This is a genomic window from Pseudoxanthomonas sp. 134C1 (genome assembly GCF_057773065.1).
Map to the genome: position 1 here is coordinate 176624 of NZ_JBYMTH010000006.1, position 13741 is coordinate 190364.

Sequence of the window (13741 nt, forward strand, 5' to 3'; positions counted from 1 at the left end):
ATGCCGCGCGCTACAGTGGCGGCGGGGAATTCACCGCCGGCTCGCCGGCAGATTCGAGGGGACTACGATGAAGACGATCATCGCCTGCGGTGCGGGCGTGGCACTGTGTCTGGCATGCCTGTCCGCACCGGCGCAGGAAGTGGAACTGACGCCGGAGCAGCAGACCCTGATGCGGGCGGCCCAGAACGTCACCACCCGGACGGAAACCGTCACCCGGATCCTCGAATACTGCATGCGCCAGGATGACGGTTTCGCCCAGTCCGGGCTGGACAGCCTGCGCGCCTGGCGGGCACGCAACCAGGCCTACGTGGATCTGGGCCCGGCGCTGCGCGAGGAGGTCTACACGCTGGGCATCCGCCAGTTCGGCATGAGTCGCCAGGAAACCGAAGACGCGCTGATGAGCGCCGTGCAGGAAGTCGCCGGCACGTTCGCCGAGGAACTCGACAAGGTGGATGATGCCGCCCGCCGCCGTCACGCCTGCGACACCTATGCGGCGAAGATACGCGATGGTGAACTGGACATCGGTTTCGAGCGCCCCGAGGTCAAGGCGATGCTTGACGCCCGCCTGGACCAGGCGCGCATACGCTAGCCAACGACCGCGTCCGCGGACGGTGACGCCAGCCACGCGCCCAGCTTGTCCAATCCGACTTCGGTGCCCTCGCGGCGCTCGCCGTGATCGGCGTAGCCGTCCAGGAACACCACCTGCTCGGTAAACGACATCAGGGTGCCGCCGGCATCCGGCTGGAACGCCACCGTGACCAGCGATACCGAGATGCGCCGTTCTCCCAGCAGCAATTCGTACGCGTAAACGATGCGCCGTTCCGGCACGATGTCGAGGAAGTGCGCACGGAACACATGTGCGAGGCCATCGCCATCGCTGACTTCGTTGTACTCGCTGCCACCGACCCGGAAATCCAGCGTGTAGCCGGCATTGCGCCAGTCGTCATGGCAGGAGAACCAGGCCTGCTTGGCCTCGGCCCGCGACCAGGCGGCGAAAACCCGCGCGGGGGCGGCCTGCAGTTTGCGGTCGATGCGGAAGCTGGTGTGGACTTCGGAAGGCGTGGAAACGGCATTCATGGACCTTGCTTCTTGAAGGGGATCACGCGCTGCCCTCCCGCTCGCCGCCGTCGCTGGCGGCCAGGAAGGCTTCAAGATGATCGAAGCGTCGTCGCCAGGTGCGTTCGCGTTCGGCAGCCCAGGCCTCGACCCGGGCAAGCGCGCCGGGCACCAGTTGGAACGTACGTACCCGTCCCTGCTTCTCCGAGTTCACCAGTCCGCCACGCTCCAGCACCGCCAGATGCTTGACCACCGACGGCATCGCCAATTCCAGCGGCCGCGCCAGCTCCGACACCGACGCCGGGCCCTGGCTGAGCTGGTCGATCATGCGCCTCCGGCTGCCGTCCGAAAGCGCATGGAACAAGGCGTCCAGGCGCGCCTGTTGCGAGTCGCGCATGGTCAACCCTCCGCAGGCGCGAGCAGATGTTCGGGCATCGCGTCGCGGTACGGGAAGAGATGGAAATAGGGCCGCGCCTCGTCATAGGTGCGCCGCACCGACGGGCACGCCATCAAGCGATCGAAGTAGCGGATCAGATGGCCGTATTCGCGCGGGAAGGGCCGCACGATGCCCGCGTAGAACAGGGCCGGTGCCGCCGCGCAATCAGCCAGCGAGAACATGTCCGCCACTACCCATTCACGGCCGGCCAGCCGGGTTTCCAGCATCGCGTAGGCGGTATCGAGCGTGGCCGCGGCTTCGGCGACGCCACGCGGGTCGCGCTCATGCTCGCCGCGCAGCCGGTCGCCGACGAACTTCTGCATCGGCTGCTGCACGTACAGATCGAAGAAGCGATCCCACAGGCGGGTTTCCCGCGCGGCGTCCGGATCCGCGGGAACCAGCCGGGCCTGACCGGGATAGTGCTGGTCCAGGTACTCGATGATGATGGTCGACTCGGGCACCACCGCACCGCGCCGCACATCATGGAGCACCGGCATTTTCCCGACCGGCCAGATGTCCAGCAGCGGCTCGCGCGAAGCGGAGTTGCCCGGCTCGACCAGTTCACCGCGAAAACCGTTTCCCTGCTGGTACAGGGCGATGAGGACCTTGTGGCAGAACGAAGCGAGCGGGTGGTAGTACAGCAGCAGATCCATCGGTTTTCTCCCTGACCTGACGGGCACAATAGTTTCCCGAATGGATAAGTATTAGATCGCCCGCGCGACCGGCGCAAGTGCCCGCTCCCCGCACCGTCCGGTTGGTCATCGTGGCGGTGCCCTTTGTCCCACCCCCGTTGCCCGGCAATGCGCCGCCACCGATCGTCATCGGCATCCTCCGTACTGGCCCGGACCACCTCATGCGCACGCTGCTGAACGGCTATCCCTGGATTCACCCGGAAACCTCGCTGCACGTCCTGCGCATGCTGACGGCGGTGTTGTTCATGGCCCATGCGGCCGTGCGCATCACCAACGGCACCATCCCGCGCTTCGCCGAGTTCATGGAACTCCAGGGCTTTCCACACGGCGCCGTCTGGGTGTGGACCATCACCCTCTACGAACTCACCGCCGGAACCCTGTTGATACTCAACATCGGCGTGCGCTGGGCGGCTTCGGGCCTGGCGCTGATCGCCGCCGTCGGCATCCTCCTCATCCACTGGAGGAACGGCTGGTTCGTCGGCGAACACGGCGTGGGCGGCAGCGAATACAGCGTGGCCCTGCTGGCGATGCTGCTCGTGGTGGCGGCACACGATGCGCACCGGCGGTTCGCCAAGCCGGCGACAGGGCCACAGATGGCGAATACGGCTGCCCCCGCCTTCGTCCGCCTGGAGGGCACCGATTGAATCCGGTCCCCGCCGCGATAGCGCGCTAGCCCGCGGTCGGGATGCCGCGCCGGATCAGGGCATGAACCTGATCGCGGTAGTTGCGCCCGCTGACCAAGCGGCGCCCGGTATGCAGATCCAGGCGATAGCGGCCCGAGCCCATCGACATGATTTCGCGGATCGCGCCGGTGCGCACGATGGTGGAACGATGCACGCGCAGGAACGCCGTCGTGTCCAGTTCCGCCTCGAAGGAAGCGAGGGTGCGCCGCAAGGTATAGCGTCCCTGCTGGCAATCGACATCCAGATAGTTGCCTTGGGCCTCGACGACATTGATCTGGCTTTCCGGCACCAGTTGCACCCTCTGCCCGACCTGCAGCGGTATGCGACGCACGCCCTCGTCAGCGGCTGCGGTCTGCAGGCCCTGCAACGCCAACCGTTCACGCAGCCGCTCCACGGTCTGCTGCAGGCGCTCGGCCGACAATGGCTTCAGCAGGTAGTCCACCGCCCGCGCGTCGAACGCACGGGCGCCGTGCTCGTGGTAGGCGGTGACGAACACCACCAGCGGCACCGGGCCACGCCATTGCGCGAGCGCGGAAAATCCGTCGCCGCCCGGCATTTCGATGTCGAGGAACAGCACATCGAGCGCATCGCCACGGGCCGCCTCGAGCAGTTCCTCCACGTCCACGCATTCGGCGACCACGGTGATGCCGGTTCCGGCGACCTTTTCGAGCAGCCGGCGCAAGCGCGCGCGCGACAGCGGCTCGTCATCCACGATGGCGGCCTTCAGGCTCACGCCACCCGCTCCAGCGGCCGCGTCACCGATGGAGACACGGGTACCGGCAACGGAATCTCCAGCTCCACGACATAGCGATCCGCCGTGACCTCCGGTTGCAGCAGTCGTGCCCGCGGGCCATGCAGCAGTTGCAACCGGCCGGATACGCTGCGCAGGCCCACGCCGTTGCCCGCCACGGTACCCGCGCCCGGCTCGGCGCTGTTCTCCACCGCCAACCGCAGCAGACCGTCGGCCAGCCGCGCCCGTATCAGCAGCCAGCCCGGCGACTTGCGACGGGCGATGCCATGGACGATCGCGTTCTCCACCAGCGGCTGCAGGATGAGTACGGGCACCGGGACATCCAGGCATCCGGCGTCGATTTCGCGGCGTACCTGCAGGCGGCTGGTCAGACGGATCTTCTCGATCATCAGGTAGTGATCGACCACCGCCAATTCGTCCCGCAACGAACGCTCCTGCACTTCATCCTGTTTCAATCCATCGCGCAGCAAAGCCGACAGGGAAACCAGCATGCGGTCGGCCAGATCGCGATCCACATGGACCATTTCAGCCACCGAGTTCAGTGCATTGAACAGGAAGTGCGGATTGACCTGGGCGCGGAGCGCTTCGAGCCGGGTGGACACCAGGCTCTTCTCGATGTCGGCGATGCGCTTCTCGCGTTCGCGCGCACGCTCGTAGTAGACGAAGGCGTGCGCCACGCCGATCACGGTCCATGCCGTCATCAGGTTGTTGCGGATGCTGGTGATCACGACTTCCCCGAAACCCGGCAGGACGTCGTACCACTGGAAAACGGGATCGGTCAGGTAAACATAGGCGGCTTTCAGCACGATGATCGCCGCGACGCCCAGCGACTGGACGCCCAGCGCCCGCAGCACCGAACCACGCTCGATCGGGAACCGCCGGACCAGCCACAGGATGCCCAGGCTGAAAGGCACCCAGGTCATCCAGCCACCGAAACTGAAATGCAGTGCGCGCGACCAGGCGATGGGTTTGCCGTCGGTATCGCCCATGGCCACGACCTGGCTGGCGAACATCACCGAGTAGGCGGTCCACCAAAGGAGGACCATCCAGACGATCAGGGGAATCTTGAAGGGGCGCTTGTCCACGGGCGCCACCCTACCGCTCCTCCGCGATGCCGTACAGGCATCCAGCGGCTTTTTTTCCAGTCGTGGCGCGGCCGTGGCGTTCGTCACGCGCCCGGTGCCGTTCGTCACAGCCTAATGGCGGTCATGTGCCGGCGACGAAAAAGATGTGTGCGCTCCCGCCGGGCGGACAAGGCCAGGAAGCCTAGGCTTCCGCGCACGGACGACGGCTTCCACCACGAGAGGATCCCATGGCACACAGACTTCTTTCCCTGCTTCCCCTGGCCCTGGCGGGCGCGACCTCGGTCGCGTGGGCCGGCGAATGCGAGGATAATTTCAGCAAGTCCGGCAGCGTGTTCTCCGGGGCCGACTTCTCCAGCAAGGTGACGGTATCCGATCTGTCCGTGGCCGATGCGATGGGCCAGATCCGCGGCATCATGATCGCCGAGAAGATGGACGTGATCACCGAGGACGCGGGCACCGGCACCATGCTGGTGGAACAGCGCTCGACCAACTTCACCCGCGCCGTCCCCACCCTGATCAACGTCAGCCAGGAAGGCAACGCGGCAGTGGTGGAGATGACAGTCAAGACCGAGAAGGGGCAGTTCGCCAAGGCCGATTCGATGCGCCCGTACATGTGCCAGCTCATGGCCAAGATCAAGGGCGGCAAGGAAGGCAGGACCGCCGGCGCGCAGGGCGCACGCACGCAGAACGTGGCGGATACCACGTTCAAGGATGTGTACGTCTTCTCCCGCGAGATCGCCCGCGAAGCCAAGGGCAATTCGCTGGTGGTGAACGCCCGCCACAAGGGCCGCAAATACAGCCTGAAGGGACGTGTCGACTACATCCAGGAAGATGGGGCCGAGTACAACGTTTCCTTCGATATTCCCGACGAGAGCGAAGTGCTGATCAAGGTCCCCGGTGACGACCAGCCGCGCGTGGGCGTGGCCTGTCTGTTCAACGCCAACCAGCTCGCCAACGTATTGACCTTCCGCAAGGGCGACTACGCGACCTTCACCGGCAGCTTTCATCGCTACGATGATTTCAAGCGGATGCTGTGGCTGGAGAACTGCGTACAGAGCAAGAAGAAAAAGTAGGCGCCGGCGGCTCCATGCGATGGCCCACCTTCGTGGGGTGGCTCGGGGATGGCTGTGTGAGACGTTCCCGTGAACACCCCACCTGCGCGGTGACCTTGCATGCCGCCGGATTGTGTCGATTTCTCAGCGCTCTTCCCAGGCAAAGTCGTAGAACACCCTGAACCCGTTCCCGTCGATGTCCTGGGCGTGGAACTCGTAGAGCTTGAAAGGCATCGCCTCGGGAGGAGCCGCGATCCTGGCGCCGGCCGCGACCCATTCCCCGTACAGCGCGTCGACTTCGGCGCGGTCGGCAAGATTCAGCCAGAGGACCACCGGTCCACTGGCACCGCGGCCAGACCGGTACTCGGCGCTCGCCATGAACACGCGGGCGGCGCCACGTGAAAGGCCCGCCAGGCCGAGTTGCTCATCCGACCAGTCGATCATGAAGCCGAGCTGGTCCCGATAGTAGGCCAAAGCCCGCGTCAAATCGGCGACGGGAATTTCAGGACAGACGGGTGGAAACTGCATGGTTCGAGCCTCCCTGACGGTGGCATCGCGTGACCCCCTGGAGACGGCGTTCGGCACTGCGGTGCCCACTGCCACAGGGTGGGAAAAACATCGGCCAAAGCGCGGGAGCGATGCCTGCCCCGCGATGCCGTTGCGGACCATGGTTGGCGGAGAGAGTGGGATTCGAACCCACGGAAGGTTTGACCCTTCGCCGGTTTTCAAGACCGGTGCCTTAAACCGCTCGGCCATCTCTCCATTGTGTTTTCATACCGCGCCGACGTCGCGCGTTGATTCGATCGTCGACCTGCGGGCAATGCGCGGACGCGGGATCGTCCGGCGCGCATTTTCGCATGAAGCCGACCCGCGTGCTTACGAGGCCTTCTTGACCCTGGCGGCCTTGGCGTTGTCCAGGGCCAGTTCCAACGCTTTTTCCGCGGCCTCGGTGCACTTGCCGCCACAGTCCAGGCGCGAGGCTTCGATCTGCTGGGGCAGGTGTTCGGCCAGGAAATCGATGAACACCCGCACCGCCGGCAACAGGCCACGGCGGGAGGCGAACACCGCGTGGCAGATGCCCTGCGGCAGCGACCATTCCGGCAGCACCACTTCCAGTTCGCCCTTGCGCACGGCTTCGGCGCAGACGGTTTCCGGCAACAGAGTGATGCCGTAACCGTCCTTTGCCATTGCCTGCAGCAGCGGGAAGTCGAACCCGGCCAGGCGCGGCTGCAGTTCGACACGGCGCACTTCGCCGTTGGGACCGTGCAGTTCCCAGCGCTGGCGCGCCTCGTCCTCGCTGATGCTCAGGGTGACGTGTTCGGCCAGATCTTCCGGCGCCTGCGGGCGGCCGGCGCGATTGAGGTACTTGGGGCTGGCGACCAGCAACTCCTGGATCTGGCCGAAGCTGCGCATCACCAGACTGCCGTCGTCGTCGAGCTTCGCGCGCACGCGCAGGGCCACGTCGTAACCTTCGTTGATGATGTCGACGCGCCGGTTGTTGACGTGCAGTTGCAGGCGCACCTTCGGATACTTGTCGAGGAACTTCGGCAGGATCTTCGGCAACTGCATCTGCGCCACCGCCACCGGCACGCTCACCCGCACCACGCCGCGCGGTTCGGCGCTGAGGCGATCGACCACTTCGCGCGCGGCCTGCGCTTCGGCCAGCATCGTCTGCGCGTGCCGGTGCACGCTCATGCCGACATCGGTGACCGCGAAACGGCGGGTGGAGCGTTGCAGCAGGCGCACGCCCAGATCGGTTTCCAGCTGGCTGATGCGCCGGCTCAGGCGCGACTTGGGAATGCCCAGCGCGCGTTCGGCCGCGGCGAAGCCGCCATGGTCGACCACCATGGCGAAGTAATAGAGGTCGTTGAGGTCGTGCTGCATGACTATAGTTCCATTATCAGAACAATCAGTGATATTAGACCAGCTTTATCCTATTTACGCAACAACCCAAGATGGCACCCAACGCGGCACGGCCGCATTTGCCGGACAAGGCCATCATGAAACTATTGCACATCGACAGCAGCGCGCTGGCCGACAACTCGGTCACCCGCCAACTCACCGCCGCCATCGTAGCCCGTTGGCAGGACGAGGTGCCCGGTCTGAAGGTCACCTACCGGGATCTGGACGCCGAACCCCTGCCCCATCTGACCGGGCCGGTGCTGGCCAAGGTCGATCCCGCGGTCGCCGAGGCCTCCGAGGAGACCCTGCGGCAGTTCCTGGACGCCGACGTCGTGGTGATCGGAGCGCCGATGTACAACTTCGGCATCCCCTCCACCCTCAAGTCCTGGATTGACCGGGTCGCGGTGGCCGGACGCACGTTCCGCTACACCGAAAAGGGCCCGGAAGGACTGGCCGGCAACAAGCAGGTGATCATCGCCAGCGGTCGCGGCGGCATCCATTCCGGCGCCGCCAGCGACTTCCAGGAGCCCTATCTCAAGTTCGTACTGGGCTTCATGGGCATCACCGACGTTGAGTTCGTCCGTGCCGAAGGCGTGAACTACTCACCGCAGCATCGCGTCGATGCGATGGCCAGCGCGTTGGCTTCGATCCCGGTTCCGCAGCGCCTTGCGGCGTAAGCGCGCAGTCTTTCTTGCATTCCCGCAGTTCCTTCCCGGGGCCCGCGCAAGCGGGCCCTTTTTGTCCGTGTCTGCCGGTCCGCGACGCCGGCGCCATCGCGTAGCTATGCTTGAGTGCTCCTGACAGCCACTTTGACCATGCCTGCCACCCAGAAGCCCGCGCGCCGCGTTTCCCGCCCGGCCACCATCCCCGCACCGGTCGATATCGAACAGGCGCTGGCGATGCTTCGGCAACAGGCCAGTCCGGCCCATCGCGATGGGCTCGCCCGCTTCGGCATTCCCGACGATCACGCCCTCGGCGTGCCGATGGCGAAGATCCAGGCGATCGGCAAACACATCGGCCGCCAGCCTGCGCTGGCTCCCGCCCTGTGGGACAGCGGCGTGTACGAGGCGCGTCAGCTGGTCGCTTTCGTCGCGGATCCTTCGCAATTGAGCGCCGCGCAGATGGATCGCTGGTGCCGGGACTTTGACAACTGGGCACTCTGCGACACTCTGTGCTTCCACCTGTTCGATCGCACGCCGCATGCCTGGCGCAAGGTGACGCAGTGGAGTGGCCGGCGCGGCGAATTCGAAAAACGGGCGGCGTTTGCCGTGCTCGCCGGCCTGGCGGTCCATGACAAACGGGCGCCCGACGGGGTATTCGCCGAGGGACTGCACCTGGTCGAGGCCGCCGCCGCCGATCCGCGCAACTTCGTCAGGAAAGCGGTCAGCTGGGCGTTGCGGGCCATCGGCCAGCGTCGCGTGGGACTGCACGCCACGGCGGTGGCGCTGGCACGCCGGTTGGCGGCGTCCGAAAACGCCACGGAGCGCTGGGTCGGCAAGGACGCACTGCGTGATCTGACACGTCCGCAGGTGGTGGAGCGGTTGGCGCGGCACTGAGTGGCGGTGTGCAGGCCAGCCGGCCAGAAGCAAATCCCCTCGGTCCCCCTTCTCCGGAAGGGGAGGCGTGGAGCCGGGCTTGCCCGGTCACGGCAGCACGGCCGATCGGGACGAATCCGGACGACTCGGATGGCCGAAATCGGACAGGAGACAGCGGAGCAAACTCCGCTCTATGGGATGGCGCCGCGCGCGCCGATCAGGCGATGCGGTCGACGCCGCCCATGTAGGGACGCAGCACTTCGGGCACGGTGATCGAACCGTCGGCGTTCTGGTAGTTCTCCATCACCGCGATCAGCGCGCGGCCCACGGCGGTGCCGGAACCGTTGAGGGTATGCACCGGCTCCGGCTTGCCGGTCGCCGGGTTGCGCCAGCGCGCCTGCATGCGGCGGGCCTGGAAATCCTCGCAGTTGGAGCACGAGGAAATCTCGCGGTAGGTCTGCTGCGACGGCAGCCAGACTTCCAGGTCGTAGGTCTTGGTGGCGGAAAACCCCATGTCGCCCGAGCACAGCAACATGCGGCGATACGGCAGGCCCAGCTTCTCCAGCACCACTTCGGCGCTGCGGGTCATGCGCTCGTGCTCGTCGTAGCTTTCCGCCGGGCGCGCGATCGAGACCAGTTCAACCTTCTCGAACTGGTGCTGGCGGATGAAGCCGCGCACGTCGCGGCCGCTGCTGCCGGCCTCGGAGCGGAAGCACGGCGAATGCGCGGTCATGCGCAGCGGCAGGCGCGCGTCGTCGACGATTTCGTCGCGGACGATGTTGGTCAGCGAGATCTCCGAGGTGGAGATCAGGTAGCGCTTGTGCTCGCCCAGTTGGGTGCTGAACATGTCCTCTTCGAACTTGGGCAGCTGGCCGGTGCCGTACAGGCTCTCGGCGTTGACGAGCAGCGGCACATTGGTTTCTTCGTAACCGTGTTCGCCGGTATGCAGGTCGAGCATGAACTGCGCCAGCGCGCGATGCAGGCGGGCCAGTTGGCCGCGCAGCACGGTGAAGCGCGCGCCGGAGATCTTCGCGGCGGTGTCGCCGTCCAGCCAACCATGACGGGCGCCGAGTTCGACGTGGTCCTTGACCGGGAAATCGAACACCGGCTGGTCGCCCCAGCGGTGTTGCTCGACGTTCTGGCTCTCGTCGCTGCCGTTCGGGACGCTGGCATGCGGGAGATTGGGAATGCCCAGCGCGATCGCCTCGATCTCGCCGCGGATTTCCTCCAGTTTCACTTCCGAAGCCTTGAGCTCGTCGCCGAAACCGGCCACTTCGGCCATCAGCGCGGACACGTCCTCGCCCTTGGCCTTGGCCTTGGCCTGGCCAATCGCCTTGGAGCGGGTATTGCGCAGGTTCTGCAGTTCCTCGGTGCGCTTCTGGATCTGCTTGCGCGCCGACTCCAGTTCGGCCAGCCGGGACACGTCCAGGTCGAAACCCCGGCTGTCCTTGAGGCGTTGGGCGAGTTCGGCGGTCTGGGTGCGAAGCAGGGCGGGATCGAGCATGGGATTCGGAGCGGATATGCGGCAGGACGCCGATTATCGCCTTTTATGCGCCGCGATGCCTCGCGGCATTCACCCCGGGCGTGTCAGAATCGGCGCAGCCACCACGGTGCCCTCCATGTCCGCCTCCCGCGAATCCCCGGATTCCGAACTCGTGTTCCGCCTGCCCCGTCGCACTCTGCGCATTGCCGGCATCGCCTTCGGTGCCGGGCTGCTGCTGTTCGCAATCGTCTGGCTGGCCGGCCGCGGTGACGATGGTTTCTACCAGCCAGAAGCCTCGGTCGAGGGCAACAAGCCGGTGGTGGAGGCATTGCCCGAGCCCCTGCCCGCGCGCGGCGGCGCCAGCGGCCTGGAGGAGCCCAGCCAGGCGGGCAACGAGCGTCCGCAACTGGTGGAACAGGCGCCGATGCCGGCGCCGATCGAAGAAGTTCCGGCCCCCGCGGCCCCCACCGCGCCCGATGCGCCGGCGGCGGCTCCCGCTGCCGGCGTCGCCCTGGCGCCCGGTGACCAGCCGGTGCCAATCGCCGGCCAGACACCGCCTCCCGACTACCCCGCCGCCGCCCTGCGTCGCGGCGACGCGGGCACGGTCATGGTGCGGGTCCAGGTCGGTGCGGACGGCGTGCCGACCGACGTGTCCATCGAGGCCCGCAGCGGTTCGCGTGATCTTGATCGCGCGGCGCTCGACGCGGTCCGCCGTTGGCGTTTCAATCCGGCCCAGCGCGATGGCCAGCCGGTGGCGTCCAGCGTGGTCGTGCCCATCGATTTCAATCTGCAACAATGAGCCCGCAACTGGCGCGCAGCTGAACCGGCGGCGCGCCAGCTGAATCGCGACTTTCCCGCTCCGTGCGCTTTTACCGGCCACTCACGCGATGCCAACAAACCTCCGTGCAAGACTCGATGCCAACGCAGCAACGCGTGGACGAGGAGGTTTTCCATGGCGCAGACACATCCCCAGCCCGAATGGAGTCCTGCCGATACGGCCGATGCATCGCCGCCGCGGGAGAAGAACGCATCCCTGCTCCTGCTCTGGTTGATCGCCCTGATCGCGGTGGTCGCGGCAGGACTGGCCTGGTACAAGCAGCACCAGCCCTCATCATTGCCGTTGGAAAGCGCGGCGCCGCCAGTGACCGCACCGGTGGTCACGCCTGAGGAGAGCGGGCAGGTCACGGCAACGCGTGCCGAGAAAGCGCGTGCCGAGACCCGTCGCACCCCGACCGCCTCGGCGCAACGCCAGGTCCGTTCGCAGGCACCGCGCCTGCTGGCCGGCAACCGGTCACCGCAATACCCGGCCACCGCGCTGCGTGCCGGCATCGGTGGCACGGTCATGGTTCGCGCCGAACTGGATGCCAGCGGCCAGCCGATCGATGTGGACGTGATTCGCCGCAGCGGCAACCGCGATCTGGATCGCGCCGCCGTGCAGGCCGTGCGCAAATGGCGCTTCGAGCCGGCGATGCGCAACGGCAAGGGTGTCGCCAGCACGGTGCAGGTGCCGGTGGATTTCAAGCCGATTTAAGTCCAGCCTGAAACCGGAATCGAAAAAGGGAGGCCGGGGACGGCTTCCCTTTTTTGTTCTTCCTTCCTTGTGGGAGCGACGTCAGTCGCGACCGTCGTCCATCAGGCTCGGGGATGATTTCAATCGCGACTCACGTCGCTCCCACAGGTATCGCTCATGCGGACCGCAAGGCGAAGCCGGCGCCGGTGGCCAGGGTGTCGAAGCCGGGGAACGAGGTGGCGACGTTGGCGATGTCGCCGACGCGCACTTCGCCGCCGCTGCGCTGGCCGGCGACCGCGAAGGACATGGCGATACGGTGATCGCCGTGGCTGTCGATGCGGCCGCTCTGCATTGCGCCCGGATGGATCGTGCCGCCGTCCGGTGTTTCATCCACCTGCAGACCCAGGGTGCGCAGGCCAGCGGCCATCGTGGCGAGTCGATCGGATTCCTTCACCCGCAGTTCGGCGGCGCCGCGCACCACGGTAGGACCTTCGGCGCAGGCCGCGGCCACGAACAGCGCCGGGAACTCGTCGATCATGTCCGGCACCAGCGCTTCGGGCACCTCGATGCCGCGCAGGGGCGCATGCCTGACCACCAGATCGGCGACCGGTTCGCCGCCCTGCTCCGCCCGGTTCTCCTCGCGGATGTCCGCGCCCATCAGGCGCAGCGCGGCCAGCAGGCCGGTACGGCGTGGATTGAGTCCGACCGCGCGCAGACGCAGTTCCGAACCGGGCACGATGCTGGCGGCGACCAGGAAGAACGCCGCGGAGGAGAAATCCGCCGGCACCACGACATCGGTCGCGCGCAGGCGCTGGCCACCGCGCAGGCGGGCGTGACCGGGGGAGAACTCGATGTCGGCGCCGAAGGCGGCCAGCATGCGCTCGGTGTAGTCGCGGGTGGGATGCGGTTCGTGGACGATGGTCTCACCCTGCGCGTACAGGCCCGCCAGCAACACCGCCGATTTCACCTGCGCGCTGGCGACTTCCAGTGTGTAGTCGATGCCGTGCAGCGGTTGGCCGCCGTGGATGCGCAATGGCGGCAGGCCACCTTCCTGCGTATCGATGCGCGCGCCCATCCGCGCCAGCGGCCCGGTGATGCGGCGCATCGGCCGGCGCGACAGCGATTCATCGCCGATCAGCATGCTGTCGAACGGCTGCGCCGCCAGCAGGCCGGCCAGCAGGCGCATGCCGGTGCCGGCGTTGCCGCAATCGAGTTCACCGGTCGCGGCCTTCAGTCCGTCCACGCCCACGCCATGCACGATGCGGCGCGACGGCGACGGGGTTTCGATGTGCACGCCGAGTTTCTGGAAGATCGCGGCGGTGGCGCGGGTGTCCTCGCCCTCCAGGAAACCGTCAATCTGCGAGACGCCGTCGGCCAACGCGGCGAACATCACCGCGCGATGCGATACCGACTTGTCGCCGGGAATGGTCAGCTCGCCGCGCAGCGGCTGTCCGGGGGAAGCAATCCAGTCGTTCATTTGCAGGGAATGGGGAATGGGGAATGGAGAATCGAAAGAGCGACATCACGTGGAACGAAGGGCACCCGGCAAAGGTGAA

Annotated in this window: 16 protein-coding genes and 1 tRNA gene; 7 read left to right on the forward strand and 10 right to left on the reverse strand. The window is 66.5% G+C overall.

From position 1 onward, the window contains the following. The first annotated feature begins 67 nt into the window (after positions 1–67). A complete protein-coding gene (locus AC3DEZ_RS13260) occupies positions 68–589 on the forward strand; it encodes a hypothetical protein (RefSeq protein WP_488388637.1) in 522 nt (173 codons plus the stop codon). Here AC3DEZ_RS13260 and AC3DEZ_RS13265 read toward each other — a convergent pair. Genes AC3DEZ_RS13265 through AC3DEZ_RS13275 form a run of 3 tightly spaced genes read right to left on the reverse strand, consistent with a single transcriptional unit; the run spans position 586 to position 2145 of the window. Continuing rightward, positions 586–1077 (reverse strand): SRPBCC family protein, encoded by a 492-nt coding sequence (locus tag AC3DEZ_RS13265; protein ID WP_488388638.1) that lies wholly within the window; start codon positions 1075–1077, stop codon positions 586–588. The two genes, AC3DEZ_RS13260 and AC3DEZ_RS13265, sit on opposite strands and share 4 nt — an antisense overlap. A 22-nt stretch (positions 1078–1099) precedes the next feature. After that, on the reverse strand, positions 1100–1453 hold the full coding sequence (locus AC3DEZ_RS13270) for an ArsR/SmtB family transcription factor (RefSeq protein WP_488388639.1): 354 nt from the start codon (positions 1451–1453) through the stop codon (positions 1100–1102). A 2-nt stretch (positions 1454–1455) separates the two neighbouring features. Next, complete coding sequence (locus AC3DEZ_RS13275) at positions 1456–2145, reverse strand: glutathione S-transferase family protein (RefSeq protein WP_488388640.1); 690 nt, start codon at positions 2143–2145, stop codon at positions 1456–1458. Positions 2146–2345: 200 nt separating this feature from the next. Between AC3DEZ_RS13275 and AC3DEZ_RS13280 the strand changes: the two genes are divergently transcribed. After that, positions 2346–2828 carry a DoxX family protein gene (locus AC3DEZ_RS13280; RefSeq protein ID WP_488388641.1) on the forward strand — a complete coding sequence of 161 codons (483 nt, stop codon included), beginning with the start codon at positions 2346–2348 and terminating at the stop codon, positions 2826–2828. 25 nt (positions 2829–2853) lie between these two features. Here AC3DEZ_RS13280 and AC3DEZ_RS13285 read toward each other — a convergent pair whose 3' ends face one another. Both AC3DEZ_RS13285 and AC3DEZ_RS13290 read right to left on the reverse strand, forming a co-directional pair. Next, entirely contained in the window at positions 2854–3600 is a 747-nt protein-coding gene (locus AC3DEZ_RS13285) for a LytR/AlgR family response regulator transcription factor (protein ID WP_488388642.1), read from the reverse strand. Then, positions 3597–4703 (reverse strand): sensor histidine kinase, encoded by a 1107-nt coding sequence (locus tag AC3DEZ_RS13290; RefSeq protein WP_488388643.1) that lies wholly within the window; start codon positions 4701–4703, stop codon positions 3597–3599. Before AC3DEZ_RS13290 ends, AC3DEZ_RS13285 begins: the two co-directional genes overlap by 4 nt. A gap of 227 nt (positions 4704–4930) precedes the next feature. On the opposite strand from AC3DEZ_RS13290, the gene AC3DEZ_RS13295 reads away from it, so the two are divergent. Continuing rightward, positions 4931–5776 (forward strand): hypothetical protein, encoded by an 846-nt coding sequence (locus AC3DEZ_RS13295; RefSeq protein ID WP_488388644.1) that lies wholly within the window; start codon positions 4931–4933, stop codon positions 5774–5776. 123 nt (positions 5777–5899) lie between these two features. Here AC3DEZ_RS13295 and AC3DEZ_RS13300 read toward each other — a convergent pair whose 3' ends face one another. The 3 genes from AC3DEZ_RS13300 to AC3DEZ_RS13310 all read right to left on the reverse strand — a co-directional run bounded on the left by AC3DEZ_RS13300 (position 5900) and on the right by AC3DEZ_RS13310 (position 7639). Continuing rightward, entirely contained in the window at positions 5900–6283 is a 384-nt protein-coding gene (locus AC3DEZ_RS13300) for a VOC family protein (RefSeq protein ID WP_488388645.1), read from the reverse strand. A 144-nt stretch (positions 6284–6427) separates the two neighbouring features. After that, positions 6428–6517, reverse strand: a tRNA-Ser gene (locus AC3DEZ_RS13305). Positions 6518–6631: 114 nt separating this feature from the next. Further along, positions 6632–7639 (reverse strand): LysR family transcriptional regulator, encoded by a 1008-nt coding sequence (locus AC3DEZ_RS13310; RefSeq protein WP_447102392.1) that lies wholly within the window; start codon positions 7637–7639, stop codon positions 6632–6634. A gap of 116 nt (positions 7640–7755) precedes the next feature. On the opposite strand from AC3DEZ_RS13310, the gene AC3DEZ_RS13315 reads away from it, so the two are divergent. Both AC3DEZ_RS13315 and AC3DEZ_RS13320 read left to right on the forward strand, forming a co-directional pair. Then, on the forward strand, positions 7756–8334 hold the full coding sequence (locus AC3DEZ_RS13315) for an FMN-dependent NADH-azoreductase (protein ID WP_488388646.1): 579 nt from the start codon (positions 7756–7758) through the stop codon (positions 8332–8334). A 138-nt stretch (positions 8335–8472) separates the two neighbouring features. After that, positions 8473–9213, forward strand: coding sequence for a DNA alkylation repair protein (locus AC3DEZ_RS13320; protein WP_488388647.1), 741 nt, complete (start codon positions 8473–8475; stop codon positions 9211–9213). 196 nt (positions 9214–9409) lie between these two features. Here the strand turns inward: AC3DEZ_RS13320 and serS are convergent, their stop codons facing one another. Further along, positions 9410–10696, reverse strand: a complete 1287-nt coding sequence (gene serS, locus AC3DEZ_RS13325) for a serine--tRNA ligase (RefSeq protein WP_488388648.1) — start codon at positions 10694–10696, stop codon at positions 9410–9412. A 115-nt stretch (positions 10697–10811) separates the two neighbouring features. Between serS and AC3DEZ_RS13330 the strand changes: the two genes are divergently transcribed. Then, a complete protein-coding gene (locus AC3DEZ_RS13330) occupies positions 10812–11474 on the forward strand; it encodes an energy transducer TonB (protein ID WP_488388649.1) in 663 nt (220 codons plus the stop codon). Between the two features lie 153 nt (positions 11475–11627). Further along, on the forward strand, positions 11628–12206 hold the full coding sequence (locus AC3DEZ_RS13335; protein ID WP_488388650.1) for an energy transducer TonB: 579 nt from the start codon (positions 11628–11630) through the stop codon (positions 12204–12206). A gap of 154 nt (positions 12207–12360) precedes the next feature. Here AC3DEZ_RS13335 and aroA read toward each other — a convergent pair whose 3' ends face one another. Further along, entirely contained in the window at positions 12361–13662 is a 1302-nt protein-coding gene (aroA, locus tag AC3DEZ_RS13340) for a 3-phosphoshikimate 1-carboxyvinyltransferase (protein ID WP_488388651.1), read from the reverse strand. Positions 13663–13741 lie beyond the last annotated feature (79 nt).

Excerpts from the sequence above, each read along its gene's own strand:
- aroA (WP_488388651.1), bottom strand. The coding sequence starts at position 13,662 with ATGAACGACTGGATTGCTTCCCCCGGACAGCCGCTGCGCGGCGAGCTG.
- serS (WP_488388648.1), bottom strand. The coding sequence starts at position 10,696 with ATGCTCGATCCCGCCCTGCTTCGCACCCAGACCGCCGAACTCGCCCAA.
- AC3DEZ_RS13280 (WP_488388641.1), top strand. The coding sequence starts at position 2,346 with ATGCGCACGCTGCTGAACGGCTATCCCTGGATTCACCCGGAAACCTCG.
- AC3DEZ_RS13320 (WP_488388647.1), top strand. The coding sequence starts at position 8,473 with ATGCCTGCCACCCAGAAGCCCGCGCGCCGCGTTTCCCGCCCGGCCACC.
- AC3DEZ_RS13335 (WP_488388650.1), top strand. The coding sequence starts at position 11,628 with ATGGCGCAGACACATCCCCAGCCCGAATGGAGTCCTGCCGATACGGCC.
- AC3DEZ_RS13295 (WP_488388644.1), top strand. The coding sequence starts at position 4,931 with ATGGCACACAGACTTCTTTCCCTGCTTCCCCTGGCCCTGGCGGGCGCG.
- AC3DEZ_RS13315 (WP_488388646.1), top strand. The coding sequence starts at position 7,756 with ATGAAACTATTGCACATCGACAGCAGCGCGCTGGCCGACAACTCGGTC.
- AC3DEZ_RS13265 (WP_488388638.1), bottom strand. The coding sequence starts at position 1,077 with ATGAATGCCGTTTCCACGCCTTCCGAAGTCCACACCAGCTTCCGCATC.
- AC3DEZ_RS13275 (WP_488388640.1), bottom strand. The coding sequence starts at position 2,145 with ATGGATCTGCTGCTGTACTACCACCCGCTCGCTTCGTTCTGCCACAAG.
- AC3DEZ_RS13330 (WP_488388649.1), top strand. The coding sequence starts at position 10,812 with ATGTCCGCCTCCCGCGAATCCCCGGATTCCGAACTCGTGTTCCGCCTG.
- AC3DEZ_RS13310 (WP_447102392.1), bottom strand. The coding sequence starts at position 7,639 with ATGCAGCACGACCTCAACGACCTCTATTACTTCGCCATGGTGGTCGAC.
- AC3DEZ_RS13260 (WP_488388637.1), top strand. The coding sequence starts at position 68 with ATGAAGACGATCATCGCCTGCGGTGCGGGCGTGGCACTGTGTCTGGCA.
- AC3DEZ_RS13300 (WP_488388645.1), bottom strand. The coding sequence starts at position 6,283 with ATGCAGTTTCCACCCGTCTGTCCTGAAATTCCCGTCGCCGATTTGACG.
- AC3DEZ_RS13270 (WP_488388639.1), bottom strand. The coding sequence starts at position 1,453 with ATGCGCGACTCGCAACAGGCGCGCCTGGACGCCTTGTTCCATGCGCTT.